The 19442-nt window shown below is 70.3% G+C and carries 17 protein-coding genes; 8 read left to right on the forward strand and 9 right to left on the reverse strand.

Annotated features, from left to right (window positions below):
• Nucleotides 1-28: 28 nt before the first annotated feature.
• Complete coding sequence (locus tag OV427_RS34030) at nt 29-172, reverse strand: winged helix-turn-helix transcriptional regulator (RefSeq protein WP_267860379.1); 144 nt, start codon at nt 170-172, stop codon at nt 29-31.
• Between the two features lie 137 nt (nt 173-309).
• Between OV427_RS34030 and OV427_RS34035 the strand changes: the two genes are divergently transcribed.
• Nucleotides 310-2682: a hypothetical protein gene (locus OV427_RS34035; protein ID WP_267860380.1), complete on the forward strand. Its 2373-nt coding sequence runs from the start codon at nt 310-312 to the stop codon at nt 2680-2682.
• Nucleotides 2683-2737: 55 nt separating this feature from the next.
• Here OV427_RS34035 and OV427_RS34040 read toward each other — a convergent pair whose 3' ends face one another.
• The gene (locus tag OV427_RS34040) at nt 2738-3694 is read right to left on the reverse strand and encodes a LysR substrate-binding domain-containing protein (RefSeq protein WP_267860381.1); all 957 of its coding nucleotides are present in this window, start codon (nt 3692-3694) and stop codon (nt 2738-2740) included.
• A 115-nt stretch (nt 3695-3809) separates the two neighbouring features.
• Between OV427_RS34040 and OV427_RS34045 the strand changes: the two genes are divergently transcribed.
• The gene (locus tag OV427_RS34045; RefSeq protein ID WP_267863604.1) at nt 3810-4010 is read left to right on the forward strand and encodes a hypothetical protein; all 201 of its coding nucleotides are present in this window, start codon (nt 3810-3812) and stop codon (nt 4008-4010) included.
• A gap of 76 nt (nt 4011-4086) precedes the next feature.
• Entirely contained in the window at nt 4087-4215 is a 129-nt protein-coding gene (locus OV427_RS34050) for a hypothetical protein (RefSeq protein WP_324290018.1), read from the forward strand.
• A gap of 22 nt (nt 4216-4237) precedes the next feature.
• Here OV427_RS34050 and OV427_RS34055 read toward each other — a convergent pair whose 3' ends face one another.
• The 4 genes from OV427_RS34055 to OV427_RS34070 are packed head-to-tail and all read right to left on the reverse strand — an operon-like array spanning nt 4238 to nt 8258.
• Nucleotides 4238-6139, reverse strand: a complete 1902-nt coding sequence (locus OV427_RS34055; protein ID WP_267860382.1) for a hypothetical protein — start codon at nt 6137-6139, stop codon at nt 4238-4240.
• Entirely contained in the window at nt 6136-6981 is an 846-nt protein-coding gene (locus OV427_RS34060; RefSeq protein ID WP_267860383.1) for an anti-sigma factor family protein, read from the reverse strand. Before OV427_RS34060 ends, OV427_RS34055 begins: the two co-directional genes overlap by 4 nt.
• Nucleotides 6978-7604 carry an RNA polymerase sigma factor gene (locus OV427_RS34065; RefSeq protein WP_267860384.1) on the reverse strand — a complete coding sequence of 209 codons (627 nt, stop codon included), beginning with the start codon at nt 7602-7604 and terminating at the stop codon, nt 6978-6980. Before OV427_RS34065 ends, OV427_RS34060 begins: the two co-directional genes overlap by 4 nt.
• A gap of 30 nt (nt 7605-7634) precedes the next feature.
• On the reverse strand, nt 7635-8258 hold the full coding sequence (locus OV427_RS34070; protein ID WP_267860385.1) for a hypothetical protein: 624 nt from the start codon (nt 8256-8258) through the stop codon (nt 7635-7637).
• 230 nt (nt 8259-8488) lie between these two features.
• On the opposite strand from OV427_RS34070, the gene OV427_RS34075 reads away from it, so the two are divergent.
• Both OV427_RS34075 and OV427_RS34080 read left to right on the forward strand, forming a co-directional pair.
• Entirely contained in the window at nt 8489-11572 is a 3084-nt protein-coding gene (locus tag OV427_RS34075; RefSeq protein WP_267860386.1) for a DUF6310 domain-containing protein, read from the forward strand.
• Between the two features lie 15 nt (nt 11573-11587).
• Nucleotides 11588-12415 (forward strand): DUF5953 family protein, encoded by an 828-nt coding sequence (locus OV427_RS34080; protein WP_267860387.1) that lies wholly within the window; start codon nt 11588-11590, stop codon nt 12413-12415.
• Between the two features lie 36 nt (nt 12416-12451).
• Here the strand turns inward: OV427_RS34080 and OV427_RS34085 are convergent, their stop codons facing one another.
• Together OV427_RS34085 and OV427_RS34090 are read right to left on the reverse strand one after the other, a co-directional pair.
• A complete protein-coding gene (locus tag OV427_RS34085) occupies nt 12452-14032 on the reverse strand; it encodes a glycosyltransferase family 4 protein (RefSeq protein ID WP_267860388.1) in 1581 nt (526 codons plus the stop codon).
• A 142-nt stretch (nt 14033-14174) separates the two neighbouring features.
• Nucleotides 14175-15197 (reverse strand): linear amide C-N hydrolase, encoded by a 1023-nt coding sequence (locus tag OV427_RS34090; protein ID WP_267860389.1) that lies wholly within the window; start codon nt 15195-15197, stop codon nt 14175-14177.
• Between the two features lie 229 nt (nt 15198-15426).
• Between OV427_RS34090 and OV427_RS34095 the strand changes: the two genes are divergently transcribed.
• Both OV427_RS34095 and OV427_RS34100 read left to right on the forward strand, forming a co-directional pair.
• Entirely contained in the window at nt 15427-16530 is a 1104-nt protein-coding gene (locus tag OV427_RS34095) for an ankyrin repeat domain-containing protein (protein ID WP_267860390.1), read from the forward strand.
• A gap of 23 nt (nt 16531-16553) precedes the next feature.
• A complete protein-coding gene (locus tag OV427_RS34100) occupies nt 16554-17309 on the forward strand; it encodes a hypothetical protein (RefSeq protein ID WP_267860391.1) in 756 nt (251 codons plus the stop codon).
• Nucleotides 17310-17314: 5 nt separating this feature from the next.
• Here the strand turns inward: OV427_RS34100 and OV427_RS34105 are convergent, their stop codons facing one another.
• Nucleotides 17315-18226: an alpha/beta fold hydrolase gene (locus OV427_RS34105; protein WP_267860392.1), complete on the reverse strand. Its 912-nt coding sequence runs from the start codon at nt 18224-18226 to the stop codon at nt 17315-17317.
• Between the two features lie 268 nt (nt 18227-18494).
• On the opposite strand from OV427_RS34105, the gene OV427_RS34110 reads away from it, so the two are divergent.
• On the forward strand, nt 18495-19424 hold the full coding sequence (locus OV427_RS34110; protein ID WP_420718377.1) for an AAA family ATPase: 930 nt from the start codon (nt 18495-18497) through the stop codon (nt 19422-19424).
• The last annotated feature ends 18 nt before the right edge of the window (nt 19425-19442 follow it).

Raw genomic sequence — 19442 nt, forward strand, 5'->3', positions numbered from 1 at the left:
GATTCAAAACCGACGCTGAAGCGGGCCCTCAGCGGGTGCGCTTGTCGTAGGCCTTTCGCGCGGCCTCCACCTGCTCGCGCCGTGACAGGGCCCACCGCGCCATGGCGTCGAGGGGCGTCAGCACCTCGCGCCCCAGCCCGGTCAATTCGTAGTCGACCCGGGGCGGAACCATCGAGTCGATTGTCGATTGCGCGGAGAGTCTGGTGCGTGAAGGGTGGGTGTGAGAGGACCTCGAAGGCCTCATTCCAACGGGGCTTCGCATCGAGGATGACTTTGAAACGAGCTGTGCTTCTTTTCCTGTGTGTGGGATTGGCCGCGCCAGCCACGGCGCTGGCGGTGGATCCATTCCTGACTTCGTCTCGCTCCACCACGCTTCCCGCCAATGAGTTCTGGAACATCTACGGGCAGGGGTACGACCTGGGCGGGGGACTTCCTCCGGACCGCAACAATATGTCCTATGGCGGGAATACCGCCTGGAACGAGTGGGATGCCCTCAAGCTCTCCTGGACCAACATCAACGGCGGCCGTACCGCGGTGGCCGGGTTCCTTCGTGGCTCCAGGGTGAATGGGGTGACGACCGAGGCCAATGGCACCTTGACCTCGGGGGCCCGGGAGCGAGGCTTTGTCTGGTCCTGGGCGATCAACGAGCGCTGGCCGGACACCTGCTCGCAGGCAGACTACCCCCGGTGCTTCGCCGCACACGGGACGGAAGGCTCCTTCCACTTCGACCAGGTGCCTGCGTACATCAATGGCATCCATCTGCTGTATGTCTGGACTCGCGACACGGCCTTTCTGCAGGAGATGCTGCCTCGTGCCGAGGTCGTCATGGACGAGTACCTGCTGGGGGTGATGGGCGGGTCGACGGGCGTAGCGGTGATACCCGGGAACGCCAACACGGGGACCTCCAGCGGCCGGCCCAGCACGTACCTGGACCAGATTCGCTCCGGCCACAAGGACACCTGGGTCAACGCCTCGTTCTACACGGCGCTGCTCTCCATGGGAGACCTGGAAGAGGCCGCGGGAAACACCAGCAAGGCCAGTTCCTATCGCACCCGTGCCGCGAGCTTCCGGGCCCATTTCCACGATGCGTTCTGGACGGGCACGCGCTACGCGGGCTGGCGGGATGTGAATGGCGCCCTGCACGATGCCGGATACACGCACGTCAACCTGATGGCGCTGACCCGGGGGCTTGCCAGCGTGAGCGAGGCCGACAGCATCATCGAGTGGCTGGACGGACCGGTGACGGCGACGGTCGGCGGCGTTCGCGTGGGCAGCACCTCCACCTATCAGAACGTCTTCGCTCCCCGGACCAACACCTCGCCCGTGCCCGCCGCGGACTGGGATGAGTGGTCCAACCCTTCGAACATCAGCGGGCCGTTGCCGTACGGCGCGGGTATCGGGGACGGAGGCACGATGCTGTGGCTGGCCTACTACGACGTCATGGGGCGGCTGCGTTACCGGCACGCGGATGAAGCCTTCGCGCGCTACCAGGCCATGTTGACGCAGATGTCCCGAGATACCGCGCGACTGACCTACTGCTTCCCGGAATGGGTCTGGTGCAACGGCACCGGGCGCTACGAGAATGACTTCCACGAGCGCCACGGAGAGGTGGCCACCAACGGACCGTTCCCGGAGTCCGGGCTGTCGGTCCTGCCGCTGCTCCATGGCTTCATGGGGGTAGGCGCGAACCTCCAGGGGCTGCGCGTTGCTCCGGAGCTGCCGTCGTCCCTCGTCTTCGCGTCGACCTCGGGCGTGGATTACCTGGGGGCTCAGCGCACCATCCGGGTGAGTCGTGGCCGCTTCATCTCCAACCAGGAGACCGCCACCAGTACGACGGACGTGGGGAGCTCGGTGCTGACGCAGACCTTCCTGCCGGCGGAAGCGTTCAACGAGGTCGGGGTCCTGGTCGGCACCTATGGCGTGGACGGGGTGAGCTTCACCCTCTCGCTCGAGAAGTCCGGCAATGGAGGGTTCAACTGGGTCCCCGTCGCCACGCGCAGGCTCACGGGCGTGCAGGACAATACGTGGGTCTACATGGGCGTTCCGTCCCAGGCCGCGGGAGGGTTCCAGTACCGGCTGTCCGTGCGGGACGCTTCCAGTGCGCTGGCCTGGTGGAGGGACCCGGGCTCCACCCTCTTCGGTTCCGCCGCGAGCGGCGGGACGCTGCTGACCGGTGACTTCGCCTTCCGCGCGGTGGACGCCTGGCAGACGCCGCTCGTCGGCGAGAGCTCGACGGATGTCGCCGATTCGATGACGGGCTCGCTCGGACAGGTCTTCACGACGACCCAGCCGTTCGACCGGGTGTCGATGCGCATCGGGACGTATGTCACGACCACGTCCGGCTTCACGGCCACGCTCTACCGGGACAGCGGCGCTGGCTGGAAGCAGCTGGCGCGGCAGACCTTCAAGAACGTGGTCGACAACTCAGACGTGATGATGAGCTTCGCGTCCATGAAGCCCGGGAAGTACTACCTGGAGATTTCGGACCAGGTGGGCTCCATCACCTGGTGGCGCAACAGCACGAGCAACCTGGGCGCGGGGTTCTGGGCCGCGACGAACGCGGTGCAGCAGTCGGGCAACCGCACGTTCTATGTCTACCGGGGGCAGTACCGCATCGAGGTGCCGGAGAAGGGCGTCGACGTGACGGTCTCCGCTGGTGACTCCTACACGATGACGAACTGAGTGACGCAACGGGCGGGTGTTCTCCGCCCGTCGCGGGGCCCACGGCGCCTCAGGGCTACCCGTGGGCCCGCTTCCGGCGGGTTCCAGGCTTCCCCGAGGGAGCCGGGGCCTCCACTGGCGGAGGGGAGGCAGCGTCCTGTGCGGAGTAGCTGCGGGCCTCGTCGAGCAGCCACTCCCGGAACGCGGCGAGCCCCGCGTGGTCGTCCGAGCGCTGCGGATACACGAGGTGGTGCGCGCGGTCTGTCTTCAGGCACTCGGTGAAGAGCGGCACGAGCATCCCCGCCTTCACCAGCGGGCGAATCAGCGTCAGCCGGCCCAGGGCGATGCCGAGCCCCTCCACCGCGGCGCGGTTGAGCGTCTCCGTGTCGTCGAAGTTGGCGACGAAGCGACGGGGCGAGGTGCCACCGAAGCGCTCGAACCACGGGCTCCAGGTGGCGGCGGAGCCCAGCAGCGGAAAGCGCTCCAGGGTCCGCAGGGTGGGGCGTCCCAGCCGCTCGATGAGTGCCGGGCTCGCCGACGGGGTGACCCAGTCGTCGAACAGGTGCACGGTGCGCAGCCCCGGCCAGGGCCCACGGCCGAAGCGCAGTCCGGCGTCGATGTCCGTCTCCTTCTCGAAGTCCACGACCTCCACGCTCGACTGCAGGTTGATTTCGAGCCGCGGATGGAGGGCGACGAAGCGCGGCAGGCGCGGCACGAGCCAGCTCGTCGCGAGCGAGGGCAGCAGCGTGAGCGTCAGCACGTCATCGCGCCGTGCGCGGTAGGGCCGCATGGCGTGTTCAATCGCATCGAGGTGCTCGGCGACGCGCTCGAAGAGCCGCCGGCCGTCGGCGGTCAGTTCGACGCCGCGCGCGTTGCGCACGAAGAGGCGCTGGTCGAGCTGCTCCTCCAGGCCGCGAATCTGGTGGCTCAGCGCGCTGACGGTGAGGTGCAGCGACTTCGCCGCGCGCGACAGGTTGCCGTGGCGGGCGGCACTCACGAAGCCCTGCAGGGCGTACAAGGACGGGCGGGACATCGCGGTCAGCACCTTGAGGAAAGTTCAAAGCAGGGTTGCAAAATCATCGCTTTTCCCCCGGGGAGCATGTCCGTACCTTGAGGACAGTTCAACGAAACGCCTGGGGAGGCAGCACATGAGCATCTACAAGGGCCTGTTGATGTTGGAGGGTTATCTGACCACTGTCGAGCGCGACGACGACGCGTCGAGCGGCCGTGGTGCTGGCGCGACGGAGCCTCGCCCGACGGGGGGCAGGCGGGCGGCCGCACCGCGCGCAGTGCCGGAATCGGAGCCGGTCAGCGCGGAGTCGGGCTGCCTGGCCGGAGGTTGCTGCTGAGGGGCTGCTTCACCGCGGCGGTGTCACGGAGTCGGAGCTCGCCGAGAGCATCACCGACCCGCTGGCCCGGCAGGGGATGAAGGAGTTCCGGCGGATTGCGATTTCCGCCGCCGCCATCGCCCGGGCCATCGCGTTCGCCGTGGAGCAGCCCGACGACGTCGACGTCAGCGAAATCATCGTCCGGCCCACGGCCAGCCCCTACTGAGCGGGGACTGTCGGCGCGGGCTTCAGAAGTCTCCACCCACCGCGAGCACCGCGCCGCCGCGGGCCGGCACCACGGACACTCGTGGCAGGCGCCGCAGGTCCGAGTCCGTGCGCCACTGCCGCACCAGGTGCTCGGTGGCGCTCTCCGTGTACCAGGCGCGCAGCAGGTACGCCGTGCCTCCCACCGCCGAGAGCAGCGCCGAGGTCTCCCCGTTCACCACCTCCTGCCGGTCACCTCCCTCCACACGCTGCCTCTCGGCGAGGATCAGCGATACCGCGGCCGACCCCAGGTAGATCCAGCCGAGCGTCGCCAACTGGCGACGGATCCTCCGCTCCTGCGCGAGGAAGCGGTTGAGGCGGTAGTCCACGCGCGCGATGGTCCGGCCCGGGTCCGCCGCCGGGTCTGCTTCCGACGCGTTGAACTCCTCCAGGAGGGTCTTGGGGTCCTCCTGCCGGAGCTGCTGGACGAAGTCCGTGCCATTGAAGAACAGGCTCAAGCCCAGGGTGCCGAGGCCCTGGATGCGCAAGGCGTAGTCCCCATTCGCCAGCAGGACCGTGCTGGCGCCCACCGACGACACCAGGGTCGCTCCGAAGAGGATGGTCTGCGTGCGGCGCCGGTCGCGCTCCACCGCGCTGAAGGTCTCCACCATCTGCCGCATGCGCTCGCGGTCCGCCAACGAGATGCCGTACACGGGCGGGTGCTCAGAGCGCCGGGCCTGCTCGAACGCGGCCAGCGCCCGGGGGCCGAAGGGCGTTGCGAAGAGCTGTCGGAGCTGGTCCTGCACGCCGCGCGCGGCCGGAGGCACGGGCGCCGGGGTGGTGAAGCCCGCCAGCTCCACCGAGGTGTCGGGCGCGAGGTCTCCCAGGGACCAGACGCGCTCGGCGTCGGGTGCGTCCAGGCGCTCCACCTCCATGCCTCGCGCCACCCCGGAGGGCAGCCGCAGCGCCAGCGGGACACCGGCCTCCTTGTTCAGGTCCGCCCAGCGCAGGCCCTGGGCATCGCGCAGCGTGAGGCGCACCGAGGGCGGAGCGTCCACCTTCAGCGTCACCGCCGCGCGCACCGCCCGCAGGTCCACCAGCGTGGCCTGGGAGCTGCGTCCCGGGCCGAGCGCGAACAGGCGCGGCCGGAATAGCGGGTTGGGAATCTCCTGGGCGGCGATGCTCGCGAAGGCCTCCAGCTCCGCGTAGGTGACGCGCCCGTCCGCGTCCGCATCCGCGGCCCCCATCAGCCCCGCGCGCACCACGTGGCTGAAGACGCCGGACTGCAGCTCGGACCACTCGTACACTTCGGCTTCGGCGCTGGTGGACAGCAGCACGCCCACCGCGGGCAGCCGCTCCGCCAGATGCTGCGTCATGTCCGTCGGCGTGGCGTAGCGCCGACCACCCGCCTTGCGCGGGCTCACCACGAAGAAGGAGTTGCAGCTGTCCAGGAGCACGTGCGCGCGCGTCGCGTCCACCTGACGCAGCAGCGCCTGCAGGTCTTCCGAGTCGAAGGGGCGGTCGCCCAGCTCCAGGAAGCCGCGCCCCTTGTCCACGTCGCCGTGGCCGGCGAAGACGAAGTAGAAGTCCACCTCGCGCCCGGCGTGCTTCGCCTCGGCGATGCGCGCGGCCAGTGTCCGGGCCGCCTCCGTCACGTTCGCGAAGGTGGGCGCGCGCGCCACCGGCACGAGCGACGGGAACAGCCGGCGGGTGTCCGAGTCCAGCTCGGTGAGCAGCACCGTGCCCCCGGGCTCCGACAGCATGGAGAAGACCTCGTGGTACTTCGCCCCGTCGTCGTCCGCATACTGCAGCGTCGCCCGGCCGGGCGCATAGCTGTGGTTGTTGGACACCACCAGCGCGAACACCGCCGGCGGCGAGGCCGGGGCCTCCTCCACGGCGGTGGCGGACAGCGTGAGCGCGATGAGGAGCGGCAGCAGGGACGTCAAGGCGTCGCCCCCGGCCCCGCCAGGACGACGGATACGGCCTCCACCGCGGCCTCCGGCCACCGCCGCCGCAGCGCCTCGGGCGTGCGTCCCTCCGGTGCGAGCGACTCGATGTCCTTCACGCCCAGCGGCGCGCGGGTGACGACGGACACGAGCCGCAGCGGCCCGGGGGCCGGCCCCTCCAGCACGACGACCTCGTCCAGCGCCCGCGTCTCCGCCGACGCCGCCAGCCGCACCGACGGCTCGTTCGCGTCCTCGCGCAGGTGGGCCGGGTAGAGCCAGTGCACCTCGCCGCGCGCGTCCTGGGCGAAGGCCAGCAGGTACACCGGCTCTCGCATCTCCAGGTTGCGGTAGCGCACTCCGAAGCCCGACTCCGCGGGCACCTCCGCTCCGGGTGCGAGGGGCGCGGTGCCTGTGCCCGGCGTGTGGAAGGTGATGCCCACGCTCCGGGCCAGCGAGGCCGCCACCGGTCCACCGCGCGAGGTCCACGTCTCCTCGCCGGGTGGCTGGACCGACGTGGGACGCAGGACGAGCACCGCGAGCCCCGCGGCGAGCGCGGCGGCCGCGGCCCCTGCCGCCCAGGGCCGGCCCCAGCGGGAGCGCGCCCGCCGCTCGGCGGGGCCTTCACGCACCCGGCGCATCACCCGCGCCACCGCCTCCTCCGTGGGCGCGGCCGGCTCCAGCGGCGCGGCGATTCTCGCGACGAGCGCCTCAATGTCTCGCAGCTCGGCCTGGCAGCGCGCGCAGCCCCGGGCATGGGCGCGGAGTGACTCTGCCTGTTCCTCGGAGAGCTGCCGGTCGACGAGCTGCGACCAGGCCGACGGCTCGGGGCATGCCGACTTCACGGACGACCTCCAGACACCCTACCGCGGAGCTTCTTCAATCCATGGAACACGCGCGAGCGCACGGTGGCCTCATTGCGCCCGACGATGCGGGAAATCTCCGCGTAGTCGAGCTCCTGGTCGAACCGCAGCAGCAGCACCTCGCGGAACTTCTCCGGCAGCTCCAGCATCGCCTCGCGCACGCGCCGCTGCTGCTCGCGCTCCAGCAACCGGTCCATCACGTCCGGAGCCGCCGATGAGGACTCCGCCTCCAGTCGGGCCTCGGGCGCCTCCGTCAGCCAGCGCTCCCTCCGGCCCGAGTCCCGCGCGCGGTTGCGGCACAGGTTCCGGGCCAGGGTGAGCATGAAGACGACGAAGGGCGCGCGGGGCTGGTAGTCGTGGCGCGCCTCCCACACCCGCACCAGCGTCTCCTGCGCCAGCTCGTCGCCCTCGGCGGCGCTGCCTACGGACTTGCCGCAGTAGCGCGCCAGCCGTGGGTGGTGCCGGCGCACGAGCTGCTCGAAGGCCTCCTCGGAGCCCGCGGCGGACAGGAGCATCAGCTCCTCATCCGTGCGCGACTCGAGCCGTCGCCGGGTGTCCCCGGGGAAGGGGACCACCTTGTGGGAGTCACGGGGAGAATCCGTCATGGCGAGGCCCGCGCACACTACTGGAACCTCCTAGAGAACGGAAAAGCCGCCGGAGATGCCCAGCACCACGCCTCCGGGCCGGGAGAAGCGCAGCACCTGCTTCTCGGTGTCGGTCAGCTCGCGCTCGCCGCTGGTGTGGTAGCGCGCGGGGTCCAGGCGGAAGGCCCAGCCCGCCTCGAACGCCAGCCACCCGCGAACGCCCATGTCCATGCGGTAGCCCAGCGAGGCGTTGGCGGTGGTGGCGGCCGAGCGGATGACGCGCACGCCCACGTCATCCTCCTCGTCGAGCCAGCTCTTGTGCCCCAGGTTGTGCGCGAGCGCGCCCTGCAGGAAGAAGGAGCGCGAGACACCGAGCGGGTACACGCGCGAGTGCGCGGTGAAGCGATAGCCCCACAGCCCTCTGCCCGCGCCGGCGCCCACGGAGAGGAAGTCCACCAGCCGCAGGTCGGCCGCCAGCCCGAAGCCGGTGAAGGAGCCCAGTCCCCCGGCGTTGTTGAAGCCGAAGCTGCCGCCCACATCGAGCCGGTGTCCATGCGACGGCGTATCGAGCACGGAGCCAGGGCCTCCGGATGGCACGTGTTCCCCGGCATGGGCGAGCGTGGACAGGGTGAGCGAGGCGAACAGCAGGGCAGCCGCGGCGCGGACGGTCTTCATGGGGGCTCCAGGGGCCCGCGGCAACGGGCCCGTGTGTCGTGAATGCCCGGAGAACCCCCAGCGCCAACGCGCGTTTAAAAAATCTTTCGCGGCGTTGACGGCTCGCGACGAACCCCTGTCTTATCCCGCCCCGTCTCATTCCGGACAGTAGATGAGGGGGGCTGGAGATGTTCGCGCGCAGGTGGAGACACGAGGTTTTCGAGGGGCCCGTCCGCCTGACAGGGCGTTCGATGCAGGTCCTCTCGCTTCTGCTCACGGGGGCCATGGTCTGCCTGTCACTGAGGCCCATGGCGGCGGCGGCCGAGACGCGCGCACTGCCCATGCCGGCCAGCCGCCCGGCGCCACCGCGGCCCCTGAACAGCGAGGAGAAGCTGGCGCTGACGCTGGCGGCCCTCGAAGGCACCCTGGCCGACAAGGCGAAGTCCGCGACGCAGGGGGCGGAGCTGGCGGTGCTGCGCGAGAAGCTGGGAGCGTTGGACCGGGAGGCGACGGCCGACTTCGCGCGCGTCGAACGGAACGTGAGGGCGCTGGGCCTGGGTCCCGAGTTCCTGCGGCGTCACCAGAGCGCCGTGACTCAATACCGCTCCCGCATGGCGGACCTCCAGGCCCGGCTCGACGTCGTGGGGCGCGCCGGGGACGAGGCGAAGCGCGGGCTCGCGAACGAGGAGGCCCGGAAGCTGCTCGCGAAGACGCGGGAGCGGCCCGCGCGCATTCCCCTGGACCCGAGCCGGCTGCCATTCCGCGCCACCGACGGCCGCACGCGTGAGCCGCTGTCCTCCGCGAAGGACCTGCAGGCCCGCCTGTTCCCGAAGACGAAGTCCTCGCCGGACGCGGCCGCGCGCTCCACGGGAGATGCCAGCGCCCTGGCGCCGCCCACGCCCGCGGACCTGTCGGCCACGGAGGACGTGCAGCTCACGCAGCCCATCCGGGACCTGGCGGACTCGCTGGGCCACCACCCGGTCCGCATCTACAACTGGGTGCGCAACAACATCCGCTTCCTGCCGACGCATGGCTCGGTGCAGGGCTCCGCGATGACGCTGGCATCGCGGCAGGGCAACGCGTTCGACACGGCGAGCCTGCTCATCGCGCTGCTGCGGGCCTCCGACATCCCCGCGCGCTACGTGTACGGCACCGTGCGGGTGCCGGCGGCGCAGGCGATGAACTGGGTGGGCGGAGTGTCCTCTCCTCAGGCCGCGCAGGACCTGATGGGCCAGGGAGGCATCCCCAACGCCGCCCTCGTCCAGGGCAATCGCATCACCCACCTCCAGGTGGAGCACGTCTGGGTGGAGGCGTACGTGGACTTCGAGCCCTCGCGCGGCGCCATCCACAAGCAGGGCGACACCTGGGTGCCGCTGGATGCGTCGTTCAAGCAGCACGCGGTCACCGCGCCCATGGACCTGGCGCACGAGGTATCCATCGACTACGGCCAGCTCACGCGCGGCATGGCGGAGGCTGCCCGGACGTCGCCCCAGGGCGGCGTCACGGGCCTGTACCCCGGCTACGTCCGGAAGACGCTGGAGGACGCCCTGGCGGAGACGCAGGACAAGCTGGGGGACCGGATGGCGCAGCTCACCCCGGAGGATGTCCTCGGCTCCGTGAAGGTGGTGGCGGACGAGTCGACGCTCCTGGCCGGCAGCCTGCCGTACCAGCTCATCGCGCGGGGCGCCTCGCCGAGCGCGCTGCCACCGGGCCTTCGCCACTCCGTCAGCCTCACGCTCTACGCGACGCAGCTCGACCGCGCGTATGAATCGCCGGAGTTGAGCTGGTCCATCAGCCTGCCGGAGCTGAACAGCCGGCGGCTCGGCGTCCACTACCGGCCCGCCACGCCCGGCGACGCCCAGCTCATCCAGAGCTACGTCAGCCAGGGGGCGTCGTCTCTGCCCGTGTACCTCATCCGCGTCGTCCCCGAGGTGCAGGTGGACGGGGTGGTGGTGGCGCAGGGCAGCCCGGTGATGATGGGAACGCAGCAGGTGTGGGAGCTGTCGCTCCAGGAGCCGGGCCGCTCGTCACCGCCCGACGCGTACGAGGTCGTCGCGGGCAGTGAGGTGGTGTTCGGCGTCAACGGCAACGGCATCACCCGGAAGGTGCTCGAGGACCGCTTCGCGTCCATGCCGTCCGACTCGGTGGCGGAGAACCTGCACGAGGCGGCGCTCACGTTCTGGTACCAGCACGATTTGTTCGACGGAGTCGCCGCGGCGACGCACCGCGTGCACACGCAGCGCCTGCCGTCGGCCGGCCTGTTCGCCACGCCGATGGAGGTCCGGTACTGGTTCGGGCTGCCGCGCAGCGGCACCTTCGCGTCGTACGTCATGGACGTGCAGCGCGTCACCGTCGGCGTCACCGCGGACTCCGCGAAGCAGCAGGTCGACTTCATGTCGCAGGCGGGGCTCCAGGGCTCGTACCTGGAGGGCTCCGTGTTCGAGCAGCTCTTCCGCCGCTTCCAGGGCACGGGCCAGTCGACGGCGCAGGTGCTGGTGGACGCCGCGGCGGACGACATCCCCATCTACCGCATCGACTCCAGCAACGTGGACACCGTCCTGCCGCTGTTGAGCGTCTCCGAAGACGTCCGCCAGGACATCGTCAACGGCGTCGCCGCGGGCAAGCGCGTCACGATTCCCCAGCGAGACCCGCGCGGCGTCACCGGCTACATCGTCCAGGACCCCCAGACGGGGGCCGCCGCCTACCTCATCGAGGGTGGGCTCAACGGCGGCAGGCAGAGCAACTGCCAGGAGGAGCCGCAGCCGGTGCGGGTGCCGAGCTGGCTGGTGGACCTGTTCCTGGCGCTGCTGCTCATCGCCATCATGGCGGCCCTCATCTACATCGCCGTCCAGTCGGGAGGGGTGCTCGCGCCGCAGGCGGCCTCCGTCTTCCTGGCCGTCGCGGGAGGCTCGCTGATGTTCTCCGGCAATGCCTACGCGGCGACGCGCAACCCGTGCTGCACCGTGAAGCCGGTGCCCCACCTGGGCGGAGACCCGGTGCACGACCTGTGCGCGGACCTCATCGGGCCCAATGACCATCCCGGCATGGACGCCCACGTGGACGGGCGCAACTTCGACGCGGTGACGGACAACGCGGTGCTGTGGGAGGTCAAGACGTACAACCTCGCCAACTGCACCACGAGCTTCTGCCAGACGGTGCTCCTGCCCCGCTGGGTCGCCGAGACGAATGCCCAGCTCCAGGCGGACCTGCAGCTGGCCCACCGCTGCGGCTACATGATGGCCTTCGGGGCGGGCGACCCCATCTTCGCGGCGATGATCAGCCCCACCGCGTATGACGTGATGGCGGTGCAGCCCGGCATCTGCCTGCAACCGTGACCGGGACCGACGCGCATGCGCCTCAATCCCGTGAAGTTGGACTTCATCGTGCCGCCGCTGACCCCGGATGACGGACGCATGTCCGGGGTGCTGCGCGCGCTGGAGGACTTCTTCCCGGGCACGGAGCTGAGCTGGCGCGTCGAGCAGACGGAAGAAGGCGGGCCGGCGGCGTCCCGGCCCGCGCACGATGAGAGCCGGTACCGGCAGGTGCGAATCTCCGACCGCGACGCCTGGGTGGCGGACTGCCTCCGGAGCGGGACGCTGCTCCAGGTGTTCAGTGGGCCGGGGCAATACCCCGTCAATGTCTCCACGAGCCCCGGGCTGCGCTCGAGGACCCGAGACGGCGCGGAGCAGGAGACGGTGACGGTGTGGCTCTCCCGGGACGAGGTGCTCACCGACGGGCGCGTGGGGCAACTCGTGGCGCGGTGTGGAGACACGCTGCGAGCCTGGCACCTGGCCTTCACACCGCTGGCGGCCCTGGGCACGCTGCTGCCGGTGCTGTTCTCGGCGAACGTACGCCTGCCGGCCTCCCTGGACCCGAGGGCGCGGCTCCCGGCCCTGAAGGCGCTGCCCCGGCTGGGCAACCGCACCGAGCTGCTCCCGGGCCCGGAGACGCCGCTGCAGCTCGGGTGGCTGAACTACTGGTCCCCGGAGACGGCGCTGCGGCTCGGCTTTCCCGACGCCTCCCGGGACGGCGAGTGGCTGGCGCGGAGCACCCGTACGGACTCCGGCGCGTGGGTGGTGAAGCTCACCGACACGCCGCTGGAGCTGGAGCGGCCCGAGCACGTGGAGGCGCTGGTGCGGGCCTATGCCCGCTTCGACCCGGTGGGCGCGCGCGGCTGACGCTCACGGAGCCGTGAAACACCGGAGCGGGTCTGTCTACCCGGAGGAGTCGCTCGGGTTCGGTGCCTCTCCCGTCACTGCCACGTGAAGCCTCTGGCGCACCTGGTTGTAGAGCGCCAGCCGCCGGGTGCCGGGCGGAACCACCCGCTCCTTCGCGGTGCGCAGCGCGGTGAAGATGCGCCAGGAGACGTGGGCCTCCATCCGCGCCAGGGCGGACCGGAGCTGCTCCAGCTCCGCGCCCTGCTGCTCGATTCGCGCCCGCGCCTGGTCCAGCGCGGTGGCCTGCTGTTCGATTCGTGCCTGGGCCTGCGCCAGCTCTCCGCGAAGACGCACGGCGGTGGCGGTCTCTGCTTCCAGGGCGGAGCTCAGGCTGGCGTTGCGCTGCTCCACGCCGGTGATGTGGGCCTGGCGCGCCTGGGCGAGCTCCTGCGCCGCCGCGGCCCGTTGCTCCACGCCGGAGATGTGGGCCAGGCGCGCCTGGGCGAGCTCCTCCGCCGCCGCGGCCCGCTGCTCCACGCCGGTGATGTGGGCCTGGCGCGCTTGCGCGAGCTCCTGCGCCGCCGCGGCCTGCTGCTCCAGATAGGCCACATGCGCGGGGTGGCGAGGGTCCACCGCATCCGCGTACGCCCGCCCGGTGCGACCGTAGGCGGCCCGGGTGGTGTCGCCCAGTGACGTCCCTCCCGCCCGGGCCTGCTCGTACAGCGAGACCAGCTCCTGGGCGCGCCCGCTCAGCCGGTGTTCGCTCCAGAGGCGGTCCGCGACGGCCGCGACGTCCAGGCGCTCTGCCTCCTCGAAGAGGAGGTGGCCCAGCTCCTCGCGTGAGGGACGCGCGCGCGTGTGGCGGCCGGAGAAGTTGACGCGGGCCTGGGCGTCGAAGTGCTCGACGGACAGCAGGCCGTCGCAGCCGTGGACGTCGTAGAGCAGGCACGGAATCTGGAGGGCCGCCGCGAGCAGCGGCGTGCGCCCGATGCTCACCACCCGGTCGAAGTCCCGCAGCAGCTCCGGCGTTATCTCCGTGGAGTGATGGGGCAGGCCCAGGTGCGTCCACGACACTTCCGGGCGCGCCCGGCACACCGCGTCCAGGTCTTCCTTCAGCCGCGGGTCCAGGTGGTTGGTCACCACCGCGATGCGCCGCGCCGGGCGCGCCCGTGCGGCAGCGGGCTTCTCCAGGCCGGTGTCGTCGAACCAGTTGCGGCACAGCGAAACGGGCACCGCCGCGCCGAAGGGCGTGGGCGTCAGGGCCTCGCGCACCTCCTCGGAGACGGCGAGCGCGTGGGCCACTCCGGCCCAGACGATGGGCGCCCCTTCCAGGGCGGGCAGCACGCCCAGCGAGGAGAACACCACGGGGGCACGCAGTCGGAGCGCGCCCAGGAAGTAGAGGCAGGGCGCGTGGTGGACATGGAGCACCTCCGGGTCGAAGGCCTCGATGGCCGCGTCATCCGTCACCGAGAACACGCGGACGTCCCGGCGGCGGAACTCCTCGGAGATGGCTCCGGGACGGAAGGTGAAGAGGGCCACCTGATGGCCGGCCCGGGTCAGCGCGGTCGCCAGTTCCAGGCAATACAGCTCGGAGCCTGCGCGCTGATCGAGATGATGATTCGCGAGGAGGATGCGCATGGGGGGCTGCCCACATGGTAGGCCGGCCCGGCGCTTGTTGTGACCTCAAAGTAACAGAGCCTGGAAAAGTGCTGAGGAGCGGACGGATGTATGCCCGGCAGTCCGAGGGCTCCCCGCCTCCACGGGGGGAGCCCCCGTCAAATCAGGCCGACAGCTTCGCGGTGAGGTCGATGGAGGTGGGGCTCGTCGGCACGGCGAACGTCTTCCCAGCGGCCTTGCCGAAGTCGAGCGTCCTCAGGTCGACGGAGTACACGAGCATGTTGCCGTACATGCGCACGTTGAGGACGGTGTGGGTGAGGTCCTTCACCACGGCCCACTGCGTGTAGTCAGCCTCCTCCTTGCCCGTCTTCAGGCTGAGCGAGCGGCTGGTGCCCTGCGGGATGTCGACGTCGTTGAGGATGTGGAACGCCAGGTTGCACGCTTCCGCCGCGTTGGCGGGAGGCTGGGCGAACTGCTTGAGGTAGGCGGCGCGCACGAAGCGCGCGGGCGGCGTCGAGTCACCGGGGATGCCGCGCAGGCCGCTGCCATGTCCCGAGGGCGCGAAGGACTTGCCGCCCATTTCCACGGGCCTGGCGTCCCACGGCGACAGGTTGGAGTAGCCACCGAGATTCTCCAGTTGCTGCGGGAAGGGAGGGTCGTTGGTGAGGACGGCCACGGGGTTGGAGTAGATGTTCGCCTTCCCGTCGATGAACTCCACGACGAGGCTCTGGCCGCGCGCATCGTGGATGGGGAAGTGCAGCGGCAGCATCTTGGTGAGCCAGGTGCCTTCCCAGACCTCCGCCTGTCCGGTGGTGAGGGCGAGCCGCACCTCGTCCACGTCCTTGAAATTGCCGAGCACCCACCCGGCGAAGTCCTCCAGGGCCAGGGCGCGGGAGGTGTTCGTCACCGTCTGGTAGGTGGAGCCGGGCAGCCAGAGGCAGCCAATCGACAGGCCGTGCGTGTTCAGGCCATCCACCACCATGGGGAAGTCGGAGTACGCGGTGAGGCCGACGTACCCGTACTTCACCGTCCACGACAGCCCATTCAGGCCCGTGGGTGAGAGGGATTGGAACTTCGCACCGGGCGCGCGGACCAGGAGCATGGATTGGAGGTCGAGGCCGAACTCCATGCTGCGGCCATTCACCGCGCTCTTGTCCGTGGCGGTGATGAGGAAGTCTGTGCACATGTGTGGGACTCCTGCGTGGAGCCGACCCATCCGCGGGGGCGGGGGTCGTCCACGATGCCGGGCCCCTTCTGCACGTGCCGCACCAGCTTTTCGGCCAGACCAGGCCTCCAGGCAATCCAGGAGGTTGGGTGCATGGAGCGGTGGTGGATGGCCGGGGCTGCGTCCTGATGGGAAGCACCTGCGTCCTTCGCACGCGTGACTGGATTTCTCCCGGTCTACACTCCCGGGGATGACGGAGCAGCAGAACGAGCTGACGAACCTCATCCGGAAGATCAACGACCTCCACTACATCGAGACCTACAACCGGGTGGAACTGCCGGAGGCCGAGTACCTGGCGGTCCTGCGCAAGGCCCAGGACAGCAACGCCGCGGTGCTCGACAGCATCCGGCGGCTCCTCGCCGAGGGCGTGAGCCTCGACTTCAAGACCATCAATGGCCACACGCCCCTGGCCGTCGCAGTGACCCAGAACAACGTCGAGCTGATTCAACTCCTGATGGAGCACGGCGCCGACATCCGCGAGGAGGTGGGCTACGACACCCCGCTGCACCGGGCGGCGGAGTTCGGAGCCGACCGGGTGGTCCGGTTCCTCATCGAACAAGGGCTGGACCCGCGCGGGAAGACACCGGGCGGCAGGTCCGTCCTGTTTGCGGCGCGCAGCTCGCGTCACAGCAAGAACGTCGTCCCCCTGCTGGTCGAGCTCTTGAAGAAGACGAAGTCGGAGCGGCCACCGCCTCCGAAGAAGCTGAAGGAGCTCTCCGAGGAGCGTGTCACCCGCTACCTGGCCGGCCCCGCGCCGGGGGCGCTGGAGCCCCGTGAGTGGGAGGCGCTCCGGGCGTTCATGGACAGCGTCTTCGTGGAGGAGCACTCGGTCACCATCGACCAGCTCTACGAGAGCATCGAGGAGCACGGCGCCATGCGGCCCCACCTCGTCTTCGCCTGCATCGACCTCATCCGGCAGGTGTCGACGCGTGAACCCAAGCCCAAGAAGGTGAAGAAGGTCTCCAAGAACGTCTCCGTGCACCACGGCGACCTGGAGGTGGACGGCAAGCTGAACGTGGGCTCGCTGATGGTGACGGGCAGGCTGACGGTGAAGGGGAGTGCCGCGAACCGCCAGGGGCGCCGGTTGTTCGTGGGCGGCGACTTCGAGTGTGACACCCTCTACACGGAGGGGCCCGTGGTGATTGGAGGAGACCTCCGGGCCCGCGCCGTCGAGGCCTACTACAACGACTACAGCCTGGAGGTGCGCGGCGTGCTGAAGGCCGACACGCTGACGGTGGAGCGTCATCAGGTGACGGCGGGCCGGTTCGATGTCAGGGAGCGGGTCGACAAGTAGCGCGGTGGCGTAGGCTCCGCGCCATGCTGACCCGGCTCACGCGGCTGGAAGTCGATGGGTTCCGCTCGCTGCGCGACGTGGTGCTGTGCCCGAGAGCGCTGGAGGTCGTGCTGGATGCAGAGGGCACCGCCACGCGGGACCTCGTCGCGCTCTTCGAGCTGCTGCGGGAGCTGGCCGAGGGTCGGCTTCAACAGCACCTGTCGCGGAACCGCGTGAGCACCCGGGGCTCCGTGCGGGTGGAGCTGGGGGTGCACTTCGACCAGTACGGAGTGGAGCTCCAGTGCTCGGCGGATGGCATCTGGCGTATCACCCGAGAGGAGCTGCACCTCCTGGCGGGGGTGTCATGGTGCCTCACCGACCCGGCGAAGGATGCCCCCCGGGAGGAGTCGATGTTCCCCACGTACGCGGCCCGGAAGCCCGAGCCCAGGGCTCCCGGCAGCTCCGGTGATGAGGAGGGCGAGTGGCTGGGCTTCGTCGTCAGCGAGACGCTGTGGAACGTCCGCCAGTTCCTGCGAGGCTTCCGCGTCCAGTCCGCCGAGGACTTCACCGAGGCGGAGGGCTCGTTCCTGTTCCTGGAGGAGCCGTCCCCGGACCTGCCCGCGAACGCCCTCTGGGACCGCGCCCGGTCCGCTCGCGCGGCGTCCTCCCGGTTCCAGGTGCTGCTGTGCACGCCGTCGGTGACGCTGGCGGACACCTTCGACCGCGAGGACGTCGTCCGCGCCGAGACGTCCGAGGCCGTGTCCTGCTTCCAGCCGCTCGTGCCGCGTCGGGACGACTGACGCCGCTACGACTCGCGAGCGGGCAGCCCCTCATCCAGGAACGCCTTCAGCTCCGGGAGCACGCGCTCGGGGTGCTCCTGGTGGGGACTGTGCCCCGCGTCCACGCGCAACAGCCTCGCCTTCGGAAGCCGCCGCGCCGCCTCCTCCGCGAGCGACGGAGGCAGCACATCCTCCTTCTCACCCCATACGAGCAGCACCGGCGCCTTCACCTCACCCAGTCGCTCCCGTCGGTGGAACACGGGCCCCGTCAGCGGCACCAGCGTGTTGAACGCCCGCGCCCCCGCGTCCCGGCCTTCCGGCACCGCGAGCAATTCATAATCCAGCGCTCCCAGCCGCTCGCCCAGCGGCGTGGGAGGCGGCGGCATCAGCCGGGACCAGGCCCACGGCCCCAGCGAGCGCGCCAAGCGCTCCGGCCCGGCCCGGAAGAACAGGCGCGCCTTGCGCAGCATCTCCGGCCCCAGCCCCATCGCATCCACCAGGGCCAGCCGCTCCACCGGCACCCGGCCGCGAAGCGCCAACTCCAGCCCCACCAGCCCGCCCAGCGAGTGGCCCACCACCGCCACCGGCCCCGTCCCCAACTGGAGCAACAATTCCTCCACCGGCTCGGTGAAGAAGCGCACCCCGTCCTCCGCGGAGTCCAGCGCCCCCTCTGTCGCCGAGGACATCCCAAAACCGGGAAGGTCCACCGCCAGCACCCGGTGTCCCCGGGCCAGTGCCGTCAGGTAGACGAACCAGGTGGACGCGGCCCCGCCTCGCCCGTGTAGCAGCACCACCGTGGGGCCCTGGCCCCCCTCCAGAACCCGCAGCGCCCCGCCCCCTGGCAGCCAGCGCACCGTCGCCGTCACCGCCGGGGCCAGTTGCCCCAGCAGTCCCGCCTCCACCGCCCCCACCGCCGGAGCCTTCGCCGGCGCCTTCATGACCGGCCCCCGGGACACGCGGGGCGGACCGGCTTCCACCGGGAGTGGAACGTCCGGGGGTGGGACGGGGCAGGGTGGGACATGGGAAACGGGGCTCCGGCAGGGGCGGTCGGACGCGCAACTTACTGGAATGGCCGGGCTTCTGCGGTGTTGAGCCCGATACCCGGTAACCCCTAGGCTGCCGCCGCCAGTCCGACACGAGGCGACATTGAACACCGACATCCGCGCGCTCACCGAACGCGTGCAGCAGGAAAGCAGCTTCGTCGAGATCCTCAACCAGGAGACCGGCAAGGTCATCGTCGGCCAGCGCTACATGCTGGAGCGCATCCTCATCGGCCTGCTCTGCAACGGGCACGTGCTGCTCGAAGGTGTCCCCGGCCTCGCGAAGACGCTCACCGTGCGCACCGTGGCGGACGCGCTCAGCGCCACCTTCATGCGCATCCAGTTCACCCCGGACCTGCTGCCCGCGGACGTGGTGGGCACGATGATCTACAACCAGCAGGCCGCGAACTTCACCGTCCGCAAGGGCCCCATCTTCGCGAACATCGTCCTCGCGGACGAAATCAACCGCGCCCCCGCCAAGGTGCAGTCCGCCCTCCTGGAGGCCATGGCCGAGCGCCAGGTCACCATCGGCGACCAGTCCTTCGGTCTGCCCTCGCCGTTCCTCGTGCTGGCCACCCAGAACCCGATTGAACAGGAAGGTACCTACCCGCTGCCCGAGGCGCAGGTAGACCGCTTCATGCTCAAGGTGAAGGTGGGCTACCCCACGCGCGACGAGGAGAAGGTCATCATGGACCGGATGTCCGGCGGCACCACGCCCCGGGCGCAGAAGGTCATCAACCTGGAGCACCTGGTCCGCGCCCGCGAGCTCGTCCACCACATCTACATGGACGAGAAGGTGAAGGAGTACATCCTCAACGTGGTGTTCGCCACGCGCGAGCCCAACAAGTACGGCCTCAAGGACCTGGCGGACTACATCCAGTTCGGCGCCTCGCCGCGCGCCACCATCTCCCTCGCGCAGGCCGCGCGCGCCCACGCCTTCCTGCGCCACCGCGGCTTCGTCACCCCCGAGGACGTGAAGGCGATTGCCTTCGATGTGCTCCGCCACCGCATCGCCATGACGTACGAGGCGGAGGCCGAGGAGCTCACCACGGAGAAGATCATCCAGCGCGTGTTCGACCGCGTCGAAGTCCCCTGACGCACCCTCCCGAGCCGC

The sequence above is a fragment of the Pyxidicoccus sp. MSG2 genome (genome assembly GCF_026626705.1).
GTDB lineage: Bacteria > Myxococcota > Myxococcia > Myxococcales > Myxococcaceae > Myxococcus.

What these genes read in the sequence shown, in the direction of transcription:
- OV427_RS34050 (WP_324290018.1), top strand. Translation starts at nt 4,087, where the DNA reads ATGAAGGAGTTCCGGCGGATTGCGATTTCCGCCGCCGCCATCGCCCGG.
- OV427_RS34085 (WP_267860388.1), bottom strand. Translation starts at nt 14,032, where the DNA reads ATGCGCATCCTCCTCGCGAATCATCATCTCGATCAGCGCGCAGGCTCC.
- OV427_RS34075 (WP_267860386.1), top strand. Translation starts at nt 8,489, where the DNA reads ATGCAGGTCCTCTCGCTTCTGCTCACGGGGGCCATGGTCTGCCTGTCA.
- OV427_RS34040 (WP_267860381.1), bottom strand. Translation starts at nt 3,694, where the DNA reads ATGTCCCGCCCGTCCTTGTACGCCCTGCAGGGCTTCGTGAGTGCCGCC.
- OV427_RS34080 (WP_267860387.1), top strand. Translation starts at nt 11,588, where the DNA reads ATGCGCCTCAATCCCGTGAAGTTGGACTTCATCGTGCCGCCGCTGACC.
- OV427_RS34065 (WP_267860384.1), bottom strand. Translation starts at nt 7,604, where the DNA reads ATGACGGATTCTCCCCGTGACTCCCACAAGGTGGTCCCCTTCCCCGGG.
- OV427_RS34095 (WP_267860390.1), top strand. Translation starts at nt 15,427, where the DNA reads ATGACGGAGCAGCAGAACGAGCTGACGAACCTCATCCGGAAGATCAAC.
- OV427_RS34070 (WP_267860385.1), bottom strand. Translation starts at nt 8,258, where the DNA reads ATGAAGACCGTCCGCGCCGCGGCTGCCCTGCTGTTCGCCTCGCTCACC.
- OV427_RS34030 (WP_267860379.1), bottom strand. Translation starts at nt 172, where the DNA reads ATGGTTCCGCCCCGGGTCGACTACGAATTGACCGGGCTGGGGCGCGAG.
- OV427_RS34045 (WP_267863604.1), top strand. Translation starts at nt 3,810, where the DNA reads ATGAGCATCTACAAGGGCCTGTTGATGTTGGAGGGTTATCTGACCACT.
- OV427_RS34090 (WP_267860389.1), bottom strand. Translation starts at nt 15,197, where the DNA reads ATGTGCACAGACTTCCTCATCACCGCCACGGACAAGAGCGCGGTGAAT.
- OV427_RS34100 (WP_267860391.1), top strand. Translation starts at nt 16,554, where the DNA reads ATGCTGACCCGGCTCACGCGGCTGGAAGTCGATGGGTTCCGCTCGCTG.
- OV427_RS34105 (WP_267860392.1), bottom strand. Translation starts at nt 18,226, where the DNA reads ATGAAGGCGCCGGCGAAGGCTCCGGCGGTGGGGGCGGTGGAGGCGGGA.